The sequence below is a fragment of the Pseudomonas iranensis genome, from assembly GCF_014268585.2.
GTDB lineage: Bacteria > Pseudomonadota > Gammaproteobacteria > Pseudomonadales > Pseudomonadaceae > Aquipseudomonas > Aquipseudomonas iranensis.
In genome coordinates this window covers 1,458,882-1,477,148 of the sequence record NZ_CP077092.1, presented here as the reverse complement: position 1 = coordinate 1,477,148, position 18,267 = coordinate 1,458,882, and the positions used below count along the sequence as shown (strand labels likewise).

Annotated in this window: 16 protein-coding genes; all 16 read right to left on the bottom strand. The window is 58.9% G+C overall.

The window, feature by feature from the left end; genetic code table 11:
• Positions 1 to 43: 43 nt before the first annotated feature.
• Complete coding sequence (gene dnaE, locus HU724_RS06420) at positions 44 to 3,565, bottom strand: DNA polymerase III subunit alpha (protein WP_122747625.1); 3,522 nt, start codon at positions 3,563 to 3,565, stop codon at positions 44 to 46.
• Positions 3,566 to 3,641: 76 nt separating this feature from the next.
• Positions 3,642 to 4,268 (bottom strand): ribonuclease HII, encoded by a 627-nt coding sequence (gene rnhB, locus HU724_RS06415; protein WP_016771466.1) that lies wholly within the window; start codon positions 4,266 to 4,268, stop codon positions 3,642 to 3,644.
• Between the two features lie 11 nt (positions 4,269 to 4,279).
• On the bottom strand, positions 4,280 to 5,410 hold the full coding sequence (gene lpxB, locus HU724_RS06410; RefSeq protein ID WP_189691535.1) for a lipid-A-disaccharide synthase: 1,131 nt from the start codon (positions 5,408 to 5,410) through the stop codon (positions 4,280 to 4,282).
• A gap of 2 nt (positions 5,411 to 5,412) precedes the next feature.
• A complete protein-coding gene (lpxA, locus tag HU724_RS06405) occupies positions 5,413 to 6,189 on the bottom strand; it encodes an acyl-ACP--UDP-N-acetylglucosamine O-acyltransferase (RefSeq protein WP_186569547.1) in 777 nt (258 codons plus the stop codon).
• On the bottom strand, positions 6,186 to 6,626 hold the full coding sequence (fabZ, locus tag HU724_RS06400) for a 3-hydroxyacyl-ACP dehydratase FabZ (protein ID WP_016771469.1): 441 nt from the start codon (positions 6,624 to 6,626) through the stop codon (positions 6,186 to 6,188). Before fabZ ends, lpxA begins: the two co-directional genes overlap by 4 nt.
• A 106-nt stretch (positions 6,627 to 6,732) precedes the next feature.
• Positions 6,733 to 7,788, bottom strand: a complete 1,056-nt coding sequence (lpxD, locus tag HU724_RS06395; protein ID WP_016771470.1) for a UDP-3-O-(3-hydroxymyristoyl)glucosamine N-acyltransferase — start codon at positions 7,786 to 7,788, stop codon at positions 6,733 to 6,735.
• Positions 7,789 to 7,791: 3 nt separating this feature from the next.
• Positions 7,792 to 8,295: an OmpH/Skp family outer membrane protein gene (locus tag HU724_RS06390; protein WP_003222140.1), complete on the bottom strand. Its 504-nt coding sequence runs from the start codon at positions 8,293 to 8,295 to the stop codon at positions 7,792 to 7,794.
• Between the two features lie 45 nt (positions 8,296 to 8,340).
• On the bottom strand, positions 8,341 to 10,716 hold the full coding sequence (bamA, locus tag HU724_RS06385) for an outer membrane protein assembly factor BamA (protein WP_125925190.1): 2,376 nt from the start codon (positions 10,714 to 10,716) through the stop codon (positions 8,341 to 8,343).
• A 74-nt stretch (positions 10,717 to 10,790) separates the two neighbouring features.
• A complete protein-coding gene (gene rseP, locus HU724_RS06380) occupies positions 10,791 to 12,143 on the bottom strand; it encodes a sigma E protease regulator RseP (RefSeq protein WP_186569546.1) in 1,353 nt (450 codons plus the stop codon).
• Between the two features lie 55 nt (positions 12,144 to 12,198).
• A complete protein-coding gene (gene ispC, locus HU724_RS06375) occupies positions 12,199 to 13,389 on the bottom strand; it encodes a 1-deoxy-D-xylulose-5-phosphate reductoisomerase (RefSeq protein ID WP_186569545.1) in 1,191 nt (396 codons plus the stop codon).
• Positions 13,386 to 14,192, bottom strand: coding sequence for a phosphatidate cytidylyltransferase (locus HU724_RS06370; protein WP_186569544.1), 807 nt, complete (start codon positions 14,190 to 14,192; stop codon positions 13,386 to 13,388). Before HU724_RS06370 ends, ispC begins: the two co-directional genes overlap by 4 nt.
• Positions 14,192 to 14,947 (bottom strand): polyprenyl diphosphate synthase, encoded by a 756-nt coding sequence (uppS, locus tag HU724_RS06365; protein WP_186569543.1) that lies wholly within the window; start codon positions 14,945 to 14,947, stop codon positions 14,192 to 14,194. Before uppS ends, HU724_RS06370 begins: the two co-directional genes overlap by 1 nt.
• Before the next feature lie 14 nt (positions 14,948 to 14,961).
• On the bottom strand, positions 14,962 to 15,519 hold the full coding sequence (gene frr / locus HU724_RS06360; RefSeq protein WP_007954771.1) for a ribosome recycling factor: 558 nt from the start codon (positions 15,517 to 15,519) through the stop codon (positions 14,962 to 14,964).
• Entirely contained in the window at positions 15,516 to 16,259 is a 744-nt protein-coding gene (pyrH, locus tag HU724_RS06355) for a UMP kinase (protein WP_003222124.1), read from the bottom strand. Before pyrH ends, frr begins: the two co-directional genes overlap by 4 nt.
• 210 nt (positions 16,260 to 16,469) lie before the next feature.
• Positions 16,470 to 17,333 (bottom strand): translation elongation factor Ts, encoded by an 864-nt coding sequence (gene tsf, locus HU724_RS06350; RefSeq protein WP_016771476.1) that lies wholly within the window; start codon positions 17,331 to 17,333, stop codon positions 16,470 to 16,472.
• A gap of 191 nt (positions 17,334 to 17,524) precedes the next feature.
• Positions 17,525 to 18,262, bottom strand: a complete 738-nt coding sequence (gene rpsB / locus HU724_RS06345; protein ID WP_003222119.1) for a 30S ribosomal protein S2 — start codon at positions 18,260 to 18,262, stop codon at positions 17,525 to 17,527.
• Positions 18,263 to 18,267 lie beyond the last annotated feature (5 nt).

Here is an 18,267-nt window from a genome sequence, read left to right as displayed (position 1 = left end):
AAAAATTCAGGTTGCGGGCAAGCGCCATGATGGCACTTGCCGGTCAACGGTATTGGAGGAAGACGTTGTCTCGCCCGAACTGGTCACGCAGGGCTTGAATCAAGGTATCCGCCGGGTCGATCCGCCAGGTCTCGCCGAACTGCAGCAAGGTCTTCGCATCCGGGCTGGTGTACTCCATGGTCACCGGGCACGCGCCGCGATGACGCTTGAGCAGTTCGCCCAACCAGCGTAGCTGATCGCCTTTGAGATCCTGGGTGTGCAGCTTCAAGCGCAGGCTTTCGGCCAGATTGGTCCGCGCATCCTCCATGCTCATCACCCGCTTGACCCGCAGGCGCAGGCCGCCGGAGAAGTCGTCATTGCTGACCTCGCCTTCAACCACCACCATCGCGTCGGTCTGCAGCAGCGATTGCGCCGAATGGAACGCATCGGCAAACAGCGACGCTTCGATCCGCCCGGAGCGGTCGTCGAGGGTGATGAAACCCATCTTGTCGCCCTTCTTGTTCTTCATCACCCGCAGGGCAATGATCATCCCCGCTACGGTTTGCGTATCGCGCGCCGGTTTCAGGTCGATGATGCGCTGGCGGGCGAAACGGCGGATCTCGCCTTCGTATTCGTCGATCGGGTGACCGGTCAGGTACAGGCCCAAGGTGTCTTTCTCACCCTTGAGGCGTTCCTTGAGGGTCAGTTCCTTGGCCTTGCGATGGGACGCGTAGACGTCGGCATCTTCTTCGACGAACAAGCCGCCAAACAGGTCGGCGTGGCCAGAGTCGTGGGTCCGCGCAGTCTGCTCGGCAGCCTTGATCGCCTCTTCCATCGCCGCCAGCAGTACCGCACGGTTGCGGTCGATGTTGGCTTGATAGGCCTTTTGTTCATCGTGGAAATACGGACCAAGACGATCCAGCGCGCCGCTGCGAATCAAGCCATCAAGAGTTCGTTTGTTGATGCGCTTGAGGTCGACCCGCGCGCAGAAATCGAACAGATCCTTGAACGGACCGGCCTGTCGCGCTTCAGTGATCGCTTCAACCGGACCTTCACCAACGCCTTTGATCGCGCCGAGGCCGTAAACGATGCGGCCGTCGTCGTTCACCGTGAACTTGAACTCCGAAGTGTTCACGTCTGGCGCGTCGAGGCGCAGCTTCATCGTCCGCACTTCCTCGATCAAGGTCACGACCTTGTCGGTGTTGTGCATATCCGCCGAGAGTACCGCGGCCATGAACGGCGCCGGGTAGTGAGCTTTCAGCCAAGCGGTCTGGTACGACACCAGGCCGTAGGCGGCGGAGTGGGATTTGTTGAAGCCGTAACCGGCGAATTTCTCCACCAGGTCGAAAATGTTACCGGCAAGATCCGCGTCGATCCCGTTGGTCGCGCAACCCTCAATGAAACCGCCGCGCTGCTTGGCCATTTCTTCGGGCTTTTTCTTACCCATCGCCCGACGCAGCATGTCCGCACCGCCGAGGGTGTAACCGGCCATGACCTGAGCAATCTGCATCACCTGTTCCTGATACAGGATGATGCCGTAAGTCGGCGCCAATACCGGCTTGAGCCCGTCGTACTGGTAGTCCGAGTGCGGATACGCCAGTTCGGCGCGACCGTGCTTACGGTTGATGAAGTCGTCCACCATGCCCGATTGCAGCGGACCGGGACGGAACAGTGCCACCAGTGCGATCAAGTCTTCCAGGCAGTCGGGCTTGAGCTTTTTGATCAGCTCTTTCATGCCTCGGGATTCAAGCTGGAACACCGCCGTGGTTTCGGCTTTTTGCAGCAACTGGTAGGTCGGCTTGTCGTCCAGCGGAATAAAAGCGATATCCAGCGGCGGCTCGTTGACCTTGGCGCGATCGCGGTTGATGGTTTTCAGCGCCCAGTCGATGATCGTCAGGGTCCGCAGGCCGAGGAAGTCGAACTTCACCAGACCGGCGGCCTCAACGTCATCCTTGTCGAACTGGGTTACCAGACCGTCACCGGCCTCGTCGCAATAGATCGGCGAGAAGTCGGTCAGCTTGGTCGGCGCGATCACCACGCCACCGGCGTGTTTGCCGACGTTACGCACCACGCCCTCGAGCTTGCGCGCCATCTCCCAGATTTCCGCCGCTTCTTCATCGACCTTGATGAAGTCGCGCAGGATCTCTTCCTGCTCGTAGGCTTTTTCCAGAGTCATGCCGACTTCGAACGGAATCATCTTCGACAGACGATCCGCCAGGCCATAGGACTTGCCCTGCACCCGCGCCACGTCACGGACCACAGCCTTGGCGGCCATGGAACCGAAGGTGATGATCTGGCTCACCGCGTTGCGGCCGTATTTCTCGGCCACGTAATCGATCACCCGGTCACGGCCGTCCATGCAGAAGTCGACGTCGAAGTCGGGCATGGAAACCCGTTCCGGGTTAAGGAAACGTTCGAACAGCAGGTCATATTCCAGCGGGTCGAGGTCGGTGATCTTCTGTACGTAAGCCACCAGCGATCCGGCACCTGACCCACGGCCCGGACCTACCGGTACGCCGTTATTCTTGGCCCACTGGATAAAGTCCATCACGATCAGGAAGTAACCGGGGAAGCCCATCTGGATGATGATATCCAGCTCGAAATTCAAGCGGTCGACGTAGACCTGGCGCTTGGCTTCGTAGTCTTCGGTGGTGTCCTTGGGCAGCAGCACCGCCAGGCGTTCTTCGAGCCCTTCGAAGGAGACCTTGCGGAAATATTCGTCGATGGTCATGCCATCGGGGATCGGGAAGTTGGGGAGGAAGTGCGTGCCCAGCTTCACTTCGATGTTGCAGCGCTTGGCGATCTCGACGGTGTTTTCGATGGCGTCGGGAATATCGCTGAACAGCTCGAGCATTTCCTCGGCGCTCTTCAGGTATTGCTGATCGCTGTAATTCTTCGAACGACGCGGGTCATCGAGGGCGCGGCCTTCACCGATGCACACACGGGTTTCGTGGGCGGCGAAGTCTTCCTGCTTGATGAAGCGCACATCGTTGGTCGCCACCAGCGGCGCGCCAAGCTTGTCGGCCAGCGCCACGGCGCCGTGCAGTTGCTCTTCATCGTTGGGGCGGTTGGTGCGCTGGATTTCCAGATAGAAACGATCCGGGAACACCGCCATCCACTCGCGTGCCAGCGCTTCGGCTTCCGCCGGGTTGCCGCCGATCATGGCCATGCCGATCTCGCCTTCTTTGGCGGCGGACAGCATGATCAGGCCTTCGTTGGCCTCGGCCACCCACTCGCGCTCGACGATGACCATGCCGTTGCGCTGGCCTTCAATGAAGCCCCGCGAGATCAGTTCGGTGAGATTGCGATAACCCTGAGCGTTCATCACCAGCAGGCTGAGGCGGCTCAGGGGTGCATCCGGGTCCTTGTTCGCCAGCCACAGGTCGGCGCCGCAAATCGGCTTGATGCCGGCGCCCATTGCGTTTTTATAGAACTTGACCAGGGAACACATGTTGTTCTGGTCGGTGACCGCGACCGCCGGCATGTTCATGGCGGTCAGCGCCTTGACCAGCGGCTTGATCCGCACCAGCCCGTCGACCAGGGAGTATTCAGTGTGCAGGCGTAGATGAACGAATGAAGCCGGCATAGTGATCCTGTCCAGTTACATAGAGACAACGAGGCCCGGATTGTACCGGGCCTTGGTTAAAACATCAGCCTTGGGCCTAAACCTGCGTCAGGCTTTCCCGCGCCTCGTAAGCCAGGCGTACCGGGGCGAACGAGCGGCGGTGAATCGGCGTCGGGCCGAGCCGCGCCAGTGCTTCCAGATGAACGGGCGTCGGGTAGCCTTTATGGCCGCCGATGCCGTAGCCCGGGTAGATCAATTCGAACGCCGCCATTTCGCGATCACGACTGACCTTGGCCAGAATCGACGCCGCCGCGATCGCCGGCACCTTGCCGTCGCCCTGAATCACCGCCTCGGCACGCATCGGCAAATGCGGGCAGCGGTTACCATCGATCATCGCCAGCTTCGGCTGAATGTGCAGACCGGCGACCGCGCGCTGCATGGCCAGCATGGTCGCGTGGAGGATATTCAGATCGTCGATTTCTTCAACTTCGGCACGGGCGATGCACCAGCTCAGGGCTTTCTCGCAGATCTCGTCGTAGAGCTTTTCGCGCTTGGCTTCGGTGAGCTTTTTCGAATCGTCGAGGCCGAGGATCGGCCGGTTCGGATCGAGAATCACTGCTGCCGTTACCACCGCACCGCACAACGGGCCACGACCGACTTCATCAACACCGGCGACCAGTTCTTCGACTTCGGCCACCAGAGTGAAATCCAGGCCCATTTGCATGCTTGTCTTGCTCATTGTGGTTTGCCGATCAGGTCAAGGACGGCTTGCGCCGCCTGATTGGAAGCATCGCGCCGCAGCGTGCGGTGGATCTCGTCGAAGCCGCGGGTCTGTTCCTCGCCGCCATCGATCAAGGGCGACAGCGTCTGCGCCAAGGCTTCGACAGTCGCATCATCCTGCAACAACTCCGGCACCAGCAAGCGCTGGGCGAGCAAGTTGGGCAGCGACACGTACGGGCTCTTGACCATGCGCTTGAGAATCCAGAACGTCAGCGGCGCCAACCGATAGGCCACCACCATCGGCCGCTTGTACAGCAGCGCTTCAAGGGTAGCAGTGCCAGAGGCGATCAACACGGCGTTGCACGCGGCGAGGGCCAAGTGGGATTTACCGTCGAGCAAGGTTACCGGCAAATCCCGGCCAGCAAGCAAGGCCTCGAGTTGCACCCGGCGTTCCGGGTTTGCACAAGGCATGACAAAGCGCACGCTCGGACGCATGCCGCGCAGGCGTTCGGCAGTATCAAGGAACAGCGCACCGAGACGACTGACCTCACCGCCACGGCTGCCCGGCATCAGCGCCACCAATGGGCCGTCAGGCAAACCCAGCTCGGCGCGCGCGGCAGCTCGGTCAGCCTCGAGCGGAATCGTATCGGCCAAGGTGTGACCGACGAAACGCACCGGCACGCCTTTCTCTTCGTAGAATTTCGCTTCGAACGGCAACAGGGTGAGCATCAGATCGCAGCCTTCGCGGATCTTCAGCACCCGTTTCTGCCGCCACGCCCATACCGACGGGCTGACGTAATGCACGGTCTTGATTCCGGCCTGACGCAGTTTGAGTTCGATGTTGAGGTTGAAATCCGGAGCATCGATGCCAATGAACACATCCGGCTTCGCGGCGATCAGCGTGGCGATCAGTTCCTTACGGCGCTTGAGCAACTCACGCAGCCGACCAAGGACTTCCACCAGGCCCATGACCGACAGGCGCTCCATGGGAAAGTATGACGTCAGGCCTTCGGCCTGCATCAGCGGACCGCCGACGCCGATGAACTCGACCGCCGGGTGCTGTGCCTTGAGCGCGCGCATGAGGCCGGCGCCGAGAATGTCACCGGAAGCCTCACCCGCCACCAGCGCAATACGCAGACTGGCCATGATCAGCGGGTGATGCCGCGAGTCGACGCCTGGATCGAATCGCGGAACACGGCGACTTCAGGGAACTGCGCAGACGGCTCTGCCAGCTCGGCCAGCGCCTGCTCGACCGTCAGGCCCTGGCGGTAGACCGTTTTGTAGGCTCGACGCAATGCGTGGATCGCGTCTTCACTGAAACCGCGACGGCGCATACCTTCGAAGTTCATGCTGCGCGCTTCGGCCGGGTTACCGAACACGGTGACGAATGCCGGAACGTCCTTGCCGATCGCCGTGCCCATGCCGGAAAAGCTGTGAGCGCCGATGTGGCAGTACTGATGTACCAAGGTGAAACCGGAGAGGATCGCCCAATCGTCAACGTGTACATGCCCGGCCAACGCAGTGTTGTTGACCAGAATGCAGTGATTGCCGATGACGCTATCGTGACCGATATGGGCATAGGCCATGACCAGGTTGTGATCGCCCAGGGTGGTTTCCGACCGGTCCTGAACGGTGCCACGGTGAATCGTCACGCCTTCGCGGATGACATTGTGGTCACCGATCACCAGGCGGGTTTCCTCGCCTTTGTACTTCAGATCCGGGGTGTCTTCGCCTACCGAAGAAAACTGGTAGATGCGATTGTGCTTACCAATGCGGGTCGGCCCCTTGAGAATCACGTGCGGCCCGATCACGGTACCCTCGCCGATTTCCACACCTGCGCCGATGATCGACCACGGGCCGACCTCGACGCCGTCAGCCAGAACGGCGGACGGATCGATGATTGCGCGAGGGTCAATCAAACTCATACTTTCTGTTCCGCGCAGATGATTTCTGCCGAGCAGACCGGCTTGCCGTCCACCGAAGCCTGGCACTCGAACTTCCAGATCTTGCGCTTGCAACTGATGAAGGTCGCTTCAAGGATCAACTGATCGCCCGGCTTGACTGGCTGGCGGAAGCGCAGCTTGTCGGAACCGACGAAGTAATACAGGGTGCCGTCGGCCGGTTTGACGTCGAGCATCTTGAAACCGAGGATCCCGGCAGCCTGAGCCATCGCCTCAATGATCAGCACGCCCGGCATGATTGGATGCGCAGGGAAGTGACCATTGAAGAACGGTTCATTGATGCTGACATTCTTGTAGGCGCGAATTCGCTTGCCTTCAGTGTCCAGTTCCACCACCCGGTCCACCAGCAGGAACGGGTAACGGTGAGGCAGGTATTCGCGAATCTCGTTGATGTCCATCATTTCAGGGGAAAGCCTATGTAAAGATTGGGAGCGCGACTGACGCGCACTCCTCTAGCAAATCAAGGAGGCAGTCCAGAGGCTGTGCACACTTGATATGGAAATGGTATCAGCCATCAGATGAAGCATTGCCGTCAGGGGTCACTTCCCCAACGCGCTTTTCCAGCTGTTTCAACCGTCGCGCGATGTCATCGAGCTGACGGATGCGGGCCGCGCTTTTGCGCCATTCGGCCGCCGGTTGCATGGCTGTGCCGGAAGAATAGGCGCCCGGCTCGGTAATCGAGTGAGTCACCATGGTCATCCCGGTAAGGAAAACGTTGTCACAGATATCAATGTGGCCGACCAGACCAACCCCGCCGGCTAGCATGCAGTGCTTGCCGATTTTGGTGCTGCCGGAAATGCCGACACACGCGGCCATGGCGGTGTGATCACCGACCTGGACGTTGTGCGCGATCTGAATCTGGTTGTCGAGCTTCACACCGTTGCCGATCACAGTATCGGCCAGAGCGCCGCGGTCGATGGCGGTGTTCACGCCGATCTCGACATCGTCGCCGATGGTCACGCCACCGATCTGGGCGATTTTCTGCCAGACGCCTTTTTCGTTGGCGAAGCCGAAGCCCTCACCGCCGATCACTGCGCCGGACTGAATAACCACACGCTTGCCGATGCGCACATCGTGATACAGCGTAACGCGCGGAGCGAGCCAGCCGCCTTCACCGATTTCGCTGCGCGCGCCGACTACGCAATGCGCGCCCAGCGTGACCTGTGCAGCGATGCGTGCACCGGCTTCGATCACCACGAACGGACCGATGCTGGCACTCGGGTCAACCACCGCGTCCGCCGCGATCACCGCTGTCGGATGAATCCCGCCAGCCGCTTTTGGCTTTGGATCGAACAGATGCGAGATACGTGCATAGGCCAGGTAAGGGTCCGGCACCACCAAAGCATTACCTGCGAAACCTTCGGCGTCGGCTTCCTTGAGCAGCAGTGCAGCTGCCTGAGAACCGGCCAGGTATTTGCGGTATTGGGGATTTGCCAGAAAGCTCAACTGAGCTGGGCCAGCCTCTTGCAAAGTGGCTAGCCCAGTAATTTGCCTCTCGGGGTCGCCACGCAGGGTGGCGCCGAGGTGCTCGGCCAACTGGCCGAGCCTGATAGTCACGGTCATGGGTTACTTCAGCTGATTCATGCGCTCGATAACCTGGCGCGTGATGTCGTACTGAGGTTTGACATCGATGACTGCGCCACGCTCGAACACCAGGTCAAAACCACCTTTCTTGATGACTTCTTCCACGGCGCTGTCCAGTTTCGGCTTCAGTTGCTTGAGCATTTCACGGTCGGCAACGGCTTTGGCTTCATTCAGTTCCTTGGACTGGAACTGGAAGTCACGGGCCTTTTGCTTGAATTCCAGCTCCAGACGCTCACGCTCGCCCTGCTGCATTTTGTCACCACCGGCCATCAGACGGTCCTGAATGCCTTTGGCACTGCTTTCCAGGGTTTTCAGCTTGGTCAGTTGCGGACCGAACTTCTTCTCTGCATCCACCGCGTACTTCTTCGCCGCGTCGGATTCCAGCAGAGCCATCTGATAGTTCAGCACGGCAATTTTCATGTCGGCGAACGCCGGGCCTGCCACCAGTACGGAGGCCAGGAGAACCAATTGAGTCAACTTACGCACGATGCACTCCTACAAAATCCATTGTCGTTATCTTGGGTCAGACGCTTAGAACGTCTGGCCGAGGGAGAATTGGAACACTTGAGTTTCAGCGTCATCCGGTTTCTTGATCGGCATCGCCAGGGCGAAGCTCAACGGCCCCAGTGCGGTGACCCAGGTCACGCCGACACCGACGGAACTGGCCATGTTGCTCAGGCTGATGTCGTTGCACTTGGTGTTGGACGACGAACCATTGGCGTTCGTAGTGTCCTTGCACTGCGAGTCAAACACGTTACCGACATCCCAGAAGACCGAAGTACGCAGGGAACGCTGATCCTTGACGAATGGCAGCGGGAACAGAACTTCTACACCGCCCTGGATCAGGACGTTACCACCGAACGGCAGCGGATCCTGGTCCGGGTCAGCGATAGTGCCAGGGTTGTTACCACGGCTCGGCGTACTGCGCGGGCCAAGGGTGCTGTCCTTGAAGCCACGAACCGAGTTGAAACCACCGGCATAGTAGTTTTCATAGAACGGCAGACCATCGGTCGAACCGTAACCATCGCCATAACCGAGTTCGGAGTGCAGGCGCAGTGTGTAGTTTTCGGTGATCGGCTGGAACAGCTGACCACGGTAGTCAAGTTTGAAGAACGACAGGTCGCTGCCCGGAATGGTGGTTTCCAGGGTCAGGCTCTGGGAACGACCACGGGTCGGCAACACGCCTTTGTTCAGGGTCGACTCGGACCAACCGGCCGAGGCCTTGAAGTTCAGGTAGTTGTCGCCTTCCTTCTCGACGAAATCGAAAATCTCGTCAACGGTATAGCGACCGGTGTTGATCTTGTCCTGCTGGGCCGACAGACCGAACGTCAGACGCGAAGTCTCACTGATCGGGTAGCCGACGTTCACGCCCGCACCGAGGCTGTCTACCGCATAGCTGGAAATATCGGCATCGAGTTCATCGTAGTCGGTGGTGCGATAGAACGCGTTGTAACCCAGGCTCACGCCATCAGCGGTCCAGTAGGGGTCAACGTAGCCGAAGTTGTAGCGGCTCTGGTATTCGCTGCGGGTCAGACCGATGCTGACGCGGTTACCGGTACCGAGGAAGTTGTTCTGGGTGATCGAGCCACCAAGGATCAGACCGGCGCTCTGGGCGAAACCAACGCTGGCAGTGATCGAACCGGAAGCCTGTTCTTCAACGGCGTAGTTCACATCAACCTGGTCGTCGACACCTGGCACGGCCGGGGTTTCAACGTTGACTTCCTTGAAGAAGCCCAGGCGCTCCAGACGGGTCTTGGACTGGTCGATCAGGTAGGTCGAAGCCCAGCCACCTTCCATCTGACGCATTTCACGACGCAGCACTTCGTCTTCGGACTTGGTGTTGCCACGGAAGTTGATGCGGTTGACGTAGGCACGCTTGCCCGGATCGACAGCGAACAGGATGTCCACAGTGTGGTCATCATCGTGCGGCTGAGGCACGCCGTTGACGTTGGCGAAGGTGTAGCCCTCATTACCCAGACGACGAGTGATCAGCTCGGAGGTGGTGGTCATCAGCTTGCGCGAGAACACCTGGCCCTTCTGCACCAGCAACAGCGACTTGATCTGTTCTTCAGGGACTTTCAGGTCACCGCTGAGCTTGACGTCACGAACGGTGTACTTCTCGCCTTCGGTGACGTTGACAGTAATGTAGACGTGCTTCTTGTCCGGGGTAATCGATACCTGGGTCGAAGCGATGTCCATGTTGATATAGCCGCGGTCCAGATAGTAGGAACGCAGACGCTCCAGGTCACCGGAGAGTTTTTCGCGGGCATATTTGTCATCGTTCTTGAAGAACGACAGCCAGTTGGTGGTTTTCAGTTCGAACAGGTCAGTCAGGTCTTCCTCAGGGAAAACCGTATTGCCTACCACGTTGATGTGCTGGATGGCGGCAACGGTGCCTTCGTTGATCTTCACCTTCAGACCCACGCGGTTACGCGGCTGCGAAACCACTTCGGTATCGACGGTAGCGGAGTAACGACCCTGGGCAACGTACTGACGCTGCAGTTCGTTACGCACACCCTCAAGGGTAGCGCGCTGGAAGATTTCGCCTTCGGCCAGACCGGATTGCTTGAGGCCTTTCATCAGGTCTTCAGTGGAAATCGCCTTGTTGCCTTCGATTTCGATACTGGCGACCGATGGACGCTCGACCACGGTGATGACCAGAACGTTGCCTTCGCGGCCCAGCTGGATATCTTGAAAGAAACCGGTTTTGAACAACGCACGAGTGGATTCCACCAGGCGACGATCATCCGCCTGCTCGCCGACGTTCAACGGCAAGGCACCAAAGACGCTACCCGCGGAGACCCGCTGGAGGCCATTGACGCGAATATCAGAGATAGTGAAGGACTCGGCGTGAACTTCGGCGATCATCAATACGGTGAGAACCGCAGTTAGCAGCAGACGTTTCATGAAGTCCTTTCTTATTCCAACTGGCAATAAACAAACTGCCGCAAAATGCGGCAGATTCGCAATTCAGCGAAGCGTTACAGTCGACCCAGATCGTTGACCAGAGCAAGCAACATCACCCCGACCACCAAACTGATACCGATCTGTATCCCCCAACCTTGCACCCGATCCGACAAGGGGCGACCACGCACCCACTCGATCAGATAAAACAACAAATGCCCCCCATCCAGTACAGGAATGGGCAGCAAATTCAGAACCCCCAGGCTAATACTCAGATAAGCAAGGAAATTCAGGAAATCAGCGACGCCCGACTGGGCAGAAGCGCCCGCCACTTTAGCAATGGTTATCGGTCCACTCAAGTTTTTTACCGAGAGCTCGCCGAACAGCATTTTCTTCAGTGAATCCAGCGTCAGAATGCTCATGGTCCAAGTGCGACGGGCACCCTCGCCAATCGCGGCCAGCGGGCCATAACTGACCTCGCGGATCATTTCCGGCGGCCAGTCGATGGCTTTGACGCCAGCGCCCAGATAACCGCTTGGCGCTTTGCTTTCACCGCGCGCCGCCAGGGTCACAGGGACGTCGATTTGAGCATTGTCGCGCTCGATGCGCAGCATGATTTTGGTATCAGGACGCGTACGAACAGTATCAACCACCTGCTGCCAGTCACTCAGCGGCTGACCATCAAGCGCCAGCAAGCGATCGCCGGTTTTCAGCCCGGCGGCCTGGGCCGGACCTTTCGGGTCCAGCTCGGCAAGCACCGGCGGCAAGGCCGGACGCCAAGGACGAATGCCCAGCGAGCGGATCGGATCCGGCTCGTCGGCCCCTTTCAGCCAGTTATCCAGTGCCAGGGTGCGCGGCGACTCGGCAGTCGAACCCTGCTCGCGCACCAGCAATTGAATCGCACCGCTCTCACCGAGACGACGCACCAGTTGCAGATTGACCGCAGCCCAACCGGACGTTGGCTCGCCATCGATCGAGACAATCTCCTGGCCAGCATTCAGACCAGCCTTGGCGGCAATGCTGCCAGACTCGACTGCGCCAATGACCGGACGCACCTGCTCGCTGCCGAGCATCGCCAAGACCCAAAAGAAGACTAACGCCAGCAGGAAGTTAGCAATCGGGCCAGCGGCAACAATGGCGATACGCTGACGTACCGATTTGCGATTGAACGATTGATCGAGCTGATCGACCGGCACTTCGCCTTCGCGCTCATCGAGCATCTTGACGTAGCCGCCCAGCGGGATCGCGGCGACCACAAATTCAGTGCCTTGCTTGTCGTGCCAGCGCAGCAACGGCATGCCAAAGCCCACGGAAAACCGCAGAACCTTGACGCCACAGCGACGCGCGACCCAGAAGTGGCCGAATTCGTGGAAGGTGACCAGCACACCCAGGGCGATCAGGGTGCCGGCAATCATATAGAGCGCGCTCATCTACTTTCTCCGCAATCCTGTTCAGTGTCGCGTGTCGCCGTTGCGTTACAAAAAACTATCGGCCGTGCCGACTCAACCACTGCTCAGCCAGCAATCGCGCTTTCGCGTCCGCCGTAAATACGGCGTCGAGGTCGTGCAGCGCCACCACCGGCTCCAGATTCAAGACTTCCTCGATGATACTCGCGATTTCCAGGTAGCGAACCCGTCCGTCGAGAAACGCTGCAACTGCTACTTCATTGGCCGCGTTAAGCATCGCCGGCGCGCTGTCGCCAGCTTCGGCCGCCTGACGGGCCAAACGCAGACAGGGGAAACGGCTTTCATCGGGCGCTTCGAAATCCAGTCGTGCAATGGCAAACAGGTCCAGTGGCGCTACGCCGGAATCGATACGCTCCGGCCAGGCCAATGCGTTGGCAATCGGTGTGCGCATATCCGGGTTACCCAACTGCGCCAGGACCGAGCCATCGACATAGTCCACCAGAGAGTGGATCACGCTTTGCGGATGAATTACCACTTCGACCTGAGACGGTTTGGCATCGAACAACCAGCAGGCCTCGATCAACTCGAGCCCCTTGTTCATCATGCTCGCCGAGTCCACGGAGATCTTGCGCCCCATGGACCAGTTCGGATGCGCACACGCCTGTTCCGGCGAAACATGCGCCAGCTCGGACATCGGCGTCTGCCGGAAAGGACCGCCAGAGGCCGTCAGCAAGATCCGCCGCACACCCACCGAGCTCAAGCCGCGGGCGAAATCCGCGGGCATGCACTGAAAAATCGCGTTGTGCTCACTGTCGATCGGCAGCAGTACCGAACCGCTTTTGCGCACGGCCTGCATGAACAGAGCGCCGGACATCACCAGCGCTTCCTTGTTGGCCAGCAGAATCTTCTTGCCCGCCTCGACCGCCGCCAGTGTCGGACGCAAACCCGCCGCACCGACAATGGCCGCCATGACCGCATCGACTTCAGGCGCGGAGGCGACCTGACACAGGCCCTCCTCGCCTACCAGCACACGAGTCGGCAAGCCGGCTGCACGCAAGTCATCCTGCAAACCGCGCGCTGCGGCCACTTCAGGCACTACGGCAAATTGCGGCACATGGCGTACGCACAAGGCGAACAACTGACTAAGGCGCGTGAAACCACTCAATGCAAAAACCTGATAACGCTCAGGATGACGGGCAATCACATCCAGAGTGCTCAGACCGATCGAACCGGTCGCACCCAACACCGTAATCTGCTGGGGACGACTCACGGTGCGGCCATCCAGAGCAATACGGCGAACACCGGAATGGCTGCGGTCAGGCTGTCAATGCGGTCCAGCACGCCACCATGGCCGGGCAGCAGATTACTGCTGTCCTTGATGCCGGACTGGCGCTTGAACATGCTTTCGGTAAGGTCACCGACCACGGAAATGAAGACGATCACTGCCGCGCCGATCAGGCCTTTGAGCAGCTCGGCCACGGTCCAGTCGCGCACCAGCCCGACGATCGCGGTAATCACCAGACTCAGCGCCAGACCACCGTAAACGCCTTCCCAGCTCTTGCCCGGGCTGACCTGCGGCGCCAGCTTGCGCTTGCCGAACTTGCGCCCGGAAAAATAAGCGCCGATGTCCGCGCCCCAGACCAGCACCATCACCGCCATGATCAACCAGTTACCCAGCGGATATTGCTTGATCTGCACAAGCCCCTGCCACGCAGGCAGCAGGATCAGCAGACCAATCAGCAGTTTGGTCGCCGCAGGAGACCAATGCGCGCTGGAGCGTGGATACGTCAGCACCAGATAAGTCGCAATCGCCCACCAGATCACCGATGCACCGAGCACCCAAGGCGCAAGGCCCGGCAGCACATACATGACGAACAGCATCAAGGCGACCACCGCGGCAAAGCCGACGCGGAACGATTGTGCGGTGAAGCCGGCCAGACGCGCCCATTCCCAGGCACCGAGGCTCACCACCAGGCCAATGAACAGCGCAAAGCCGGCACCTTTGAGCAGGAAAAACCCGCACAAGGCAATCGGCAGCAGGATCAGTGCAGTGATGATTCGTTGTTTAAGCATTAAACCCGGGCTCCAGCTTCGACCTGTTCGCTCGTTTTACCGAAGCGACGCTGGCGCGAAGCGAAATCGGCCAGCGCAGTGCGCATGGCTTCGTGTTTGAAGTCCGGCCAGAACAGGTCGGAGAAGTACAGCTCGGCGTAGGCCAGCTGCCAGAGCAGGAAGTTACTGATGCGATGCTCGCCACCGGTGCGGATGCACAGGTCAGGCAACGGCAGATCGCCGGTGGCCAGACACGTTTGCAGCAGATCCGGGGTAATGTCCTCCGGGCGCAAATGCCCGGCCTGAACCTCACGCGCCAGACGTTGCGCAGCCTGAGCGATATCCCACTGACCGCCATAGTTGGCGGCGATCTGCAGGACAAAGCGGTTGGTACCGACCGTCATGGCCTCGGCCTCGCGCATCGCCGCCTGAAGCTCAGGGTGGAAGCGCGAGCGATCGCCAATGATGCGCAGGCTGATGTTGTTGTCGTTGAGACGCTTGGCCTCACGACGCAGCGCCTTGAAGAACAAATCCATCAAGGCACTGACCTCATCGGCCGGGCGCTGCCAGTTTTCACTGGAGAAGGCGAACAGGGTCAGGACTTCGACCTTGGCCTCAGCGCACACCTCGATCACCGCCCGCACAGCATCCACGCCCGCTTTATGCCCGGCGACACCCGGCATAAAGCGTTTTTTCGCCCAGCGATTATTGCCATCCATGATGATCGCGACATGGCGCGGCACCGCGGACGGCGCAGTCTGCTTGGTCTTGTCCATTTAAAGCTCGACCCTTATACGGCCATCAGGTCTTTTTCTTTCTCGTCCGTGGCCTTGGTGATCTGGGCCTCGGATTCTTTGGTCAGCTTATCGATATCGGCGATGGCACGACGCTCTTCGTCTTCGCTGATTTCCTTGTCCTTGACCAGTTTTTTCAGCTCACCCAAAGCATCGCGACGGATGTTGCGCACGGCTACGCGCGCGTCTTCGGCTGCACTGCGGGCCTGCTTGGTGAAGCCTTTGCGCGTTTCTTCGGTAAGGGCAGGCATCGGGATCAACAGCAACTCGCCCAGATTGGTCGGGTTGAGGTTCAGACCGGCGCTCTGGATTGCCTTGTCGACGGCAGCGAGCATGTTGCGCTCGAAGGCCACGACCTGCAGGGTGCGCGAATCTTTCACGGTGACGTTGGCAACGCCGCTCAGCGGAGTGTCAGTGCCGTAGTAAGGCACCATGACGCTGCCAAGGATGCTCGGGTGAGCCTTGCCGGTACGAATCTGGCCGAACGCGTGGTTCAGAGATTCCAGGGATTTCTGCATACGCGCTTGGGCGTCTTTCTTGATTTCGTTGATCATTGTTGGCCTTCCTCGATCAATGTCCCTTCAGCGCCGCCGTGCACAATGTTCAGCAGGGCGCCGGGCTTGTTCATGTTGAATACGCGCAGCGGCATCTTGTGATCGCGGCACAGGCAGATGGCAGTCAGATCCATTACGCCCAGCTTGCGATCCAGTACTTCATCATAAGTCAGATGATCGAACTTCTCGGCATGCGGGTCTTTGAACGGGTCTGCGGTGTACACGCCGTCAACCTTGGTGGCCTTGAGCACAACGTCGGCGTCGATTTCGATTGCACGCAGGCAGGCTGCCGAATCCGTGGTGAAGAACGGATTGCCGGTACCGGCCGCGAAGATCACGACGTCTTTGGAGTTCAGGTGGCGCATGGCTTTGCGGCGATCGTAGTGATCGGTCACACCAACCATGGAAATGGCCGACATGACGATGGCCGAGATATTGGCACGTTCCAGCGCATCGCGCATGGCCAGGGCGTTCATCACAGTGGCCAGCATGCCCATGTGGTCGCCCGTGACCCGATCCATACCTGCCTTGCTCAGGGCTTCGCCCCGGAACAGGTTGCCACCGCCGATCACCAGACCGACCTGGACGCCGATGCCGACCAGTTGGCCGACTTCCAGCGCCATGCGATCGAGCACCTTCGGATCGATCCCGAACTCTTCCGAGCCCATCAGGGCCTCGCCGCTAAGCTTGAGTAGAATGCGTTTATAGCGAGCCTGATAACCACTGCCCTGCTGAGCCATTGCGAATCTCTCCTGCGGCGTATTTAAAATTCTTTGCGAGCTGTTTACAGCTGGCGTTCACTCTAGCTTGGCGCTGCTGCAGCGCCATCGGAACATGGCTTTGTAAGTCAGTTCCGGGTGGAAACCAAATAAAAAATTGGCAACCCCATCTGAAAAGAGGCTGCGCGCGTTAGCGGGCAGCCTCTTTCGGGCGACAGTTGAAAAACCGTCTTATTGCTTGGCGGCAGCCAGCTGGGCAGCAACTTCTTCAGCGAAGTTGTCGACCGGCTTCTCGATGCCTTCGCCTACTTTGAAGTAGGTGAAGGAAACGATTTCTGCGCCGGCTTTCTTGGCCAGTTCGCCAACCTTGACTTCAGGGTTCTTGACGAACGCCTGCTCGACCAGGCTCGCTTCTGCCAGGAACTTGCTGATACGGCCTTTGACCATGTTCTCAACAATGTTTTCTGGCTTGCCTTTGATCTTTTCTTCGTTCAGCTGCAGGAACACAGCCTTCTCACGCTCGATCGCTTCGTCGGAGACTTGCGAAGGCAGCAGGAACTCAGGGTTGCTTGCAGCAACGTGCATAGCGATGTCTTTGGCCAGCTCGACGTCACCGCCTTTCAGGACAACAGCAACACCGATCTTGTTACCGTGCAGGTAGGTGCCGACAACGTCACCTTCTACGCGTACCAGACGACGGATGTTGACGTTCTCGCCGACTTTGGCAACCAGCGCTTCACGAGCCGATTCCTGAGCGGCGATCAGCGGAGCTGCGTCGGTCAGTTTTTCGTCGAAAGCTTTTTCTACGCTGGCAGCAACGAAGTTCTTGAAATCGTCTTGCAGGGCCAGGAAGTCGGTCTGCGAGTTGACTTCCAGCAGCACGGCCGCCTTGTCATTCGATTTGATGGCGATTGCGCCTTCAGCGGCAACGTTGCCAGCTTTTTTCGCAGCCTTGATGGCGCCCGAAGCACGCATGTCATCAATGGCTTTTTCGATGTCGCCGTCAGCCTTTTCCAGGGCTTTCTTGCAATCCATCATGCCTTCGCCGGTACGCTCGCGCAGTTCTTTGACCAACGCTGCAGTAATTGCTGCCATTTTCAAATTCCTCTTGGATAGGTTTTCAACCATTCCACCCGATCGAACGGGCGTTCAATTCTTCCCGAACCACCCATGTTGGCTGCCGCACATGACAAATACAGACGTGGGCGCCGACAAATGGTTTTCGAGGTGGCAAAAAGGGGGCCAAGCCCCCTTTTTGCTTACTGAGTCAACGCCAGGGGCGTCGATTACTCAGCTGCAGCCTGAGTTTCTTCAGCTGCGAATTCAACAGTACCGCCAGCAACGTTGTTGCGACCGCGGATAACTGCGTCAGCCATCGAACCCATGTACAGCTGGATAGCGCGGATGGCGTCATCGTTGCCTGGGATGATGTAGTCAACGCCTTCCGGGCTGCTGTTGGTATCGACGACGCCGATGACCGGGATGCCCAGCTTGTTGGCTTCGGTGATCGCGATGCGCTCGTGGTCAACGTCGATCACGAACAGTGCGTCTGGCAGACCGCCCATGTCCTTGATGCCGCCCAGCGAACGATCCAGCTTCTCAAGATCACGGGAGCGCATCAGCGCTTCTTTCTTGGTCAGCTTGGCGAAAGTACCGTCTTCGGCTTGAACTTCAAGGTCACGCAGACGCTTGATGGAAGCACGAATGGTCTTGAAGTTGGTCAGCATGCCGCCCAACCAGCGGTGATCGACGTACGGCGAACCGCAACGTGCTGCTTCTTCAGCAACGATCTTGCCAGCGGAACGCTTGGTGCCGACGAACAGAATCTTGTTTTTGCCCTGGGCCAGACGCTCTACGAAAGTCAGAGCTTCGTTGAACATTGGCAGGGTTTTTTCAAGGTTGATGATGTGAATCTTGTTACGCGCGCCGAAAATGTACTTGCCCATTTTCGGATTCCAGTAACGGGTTTGGTGACCGAAGTGCACACCGGCCTTCAGCATATCGCGCATGTTGACTTGGGACATGATAG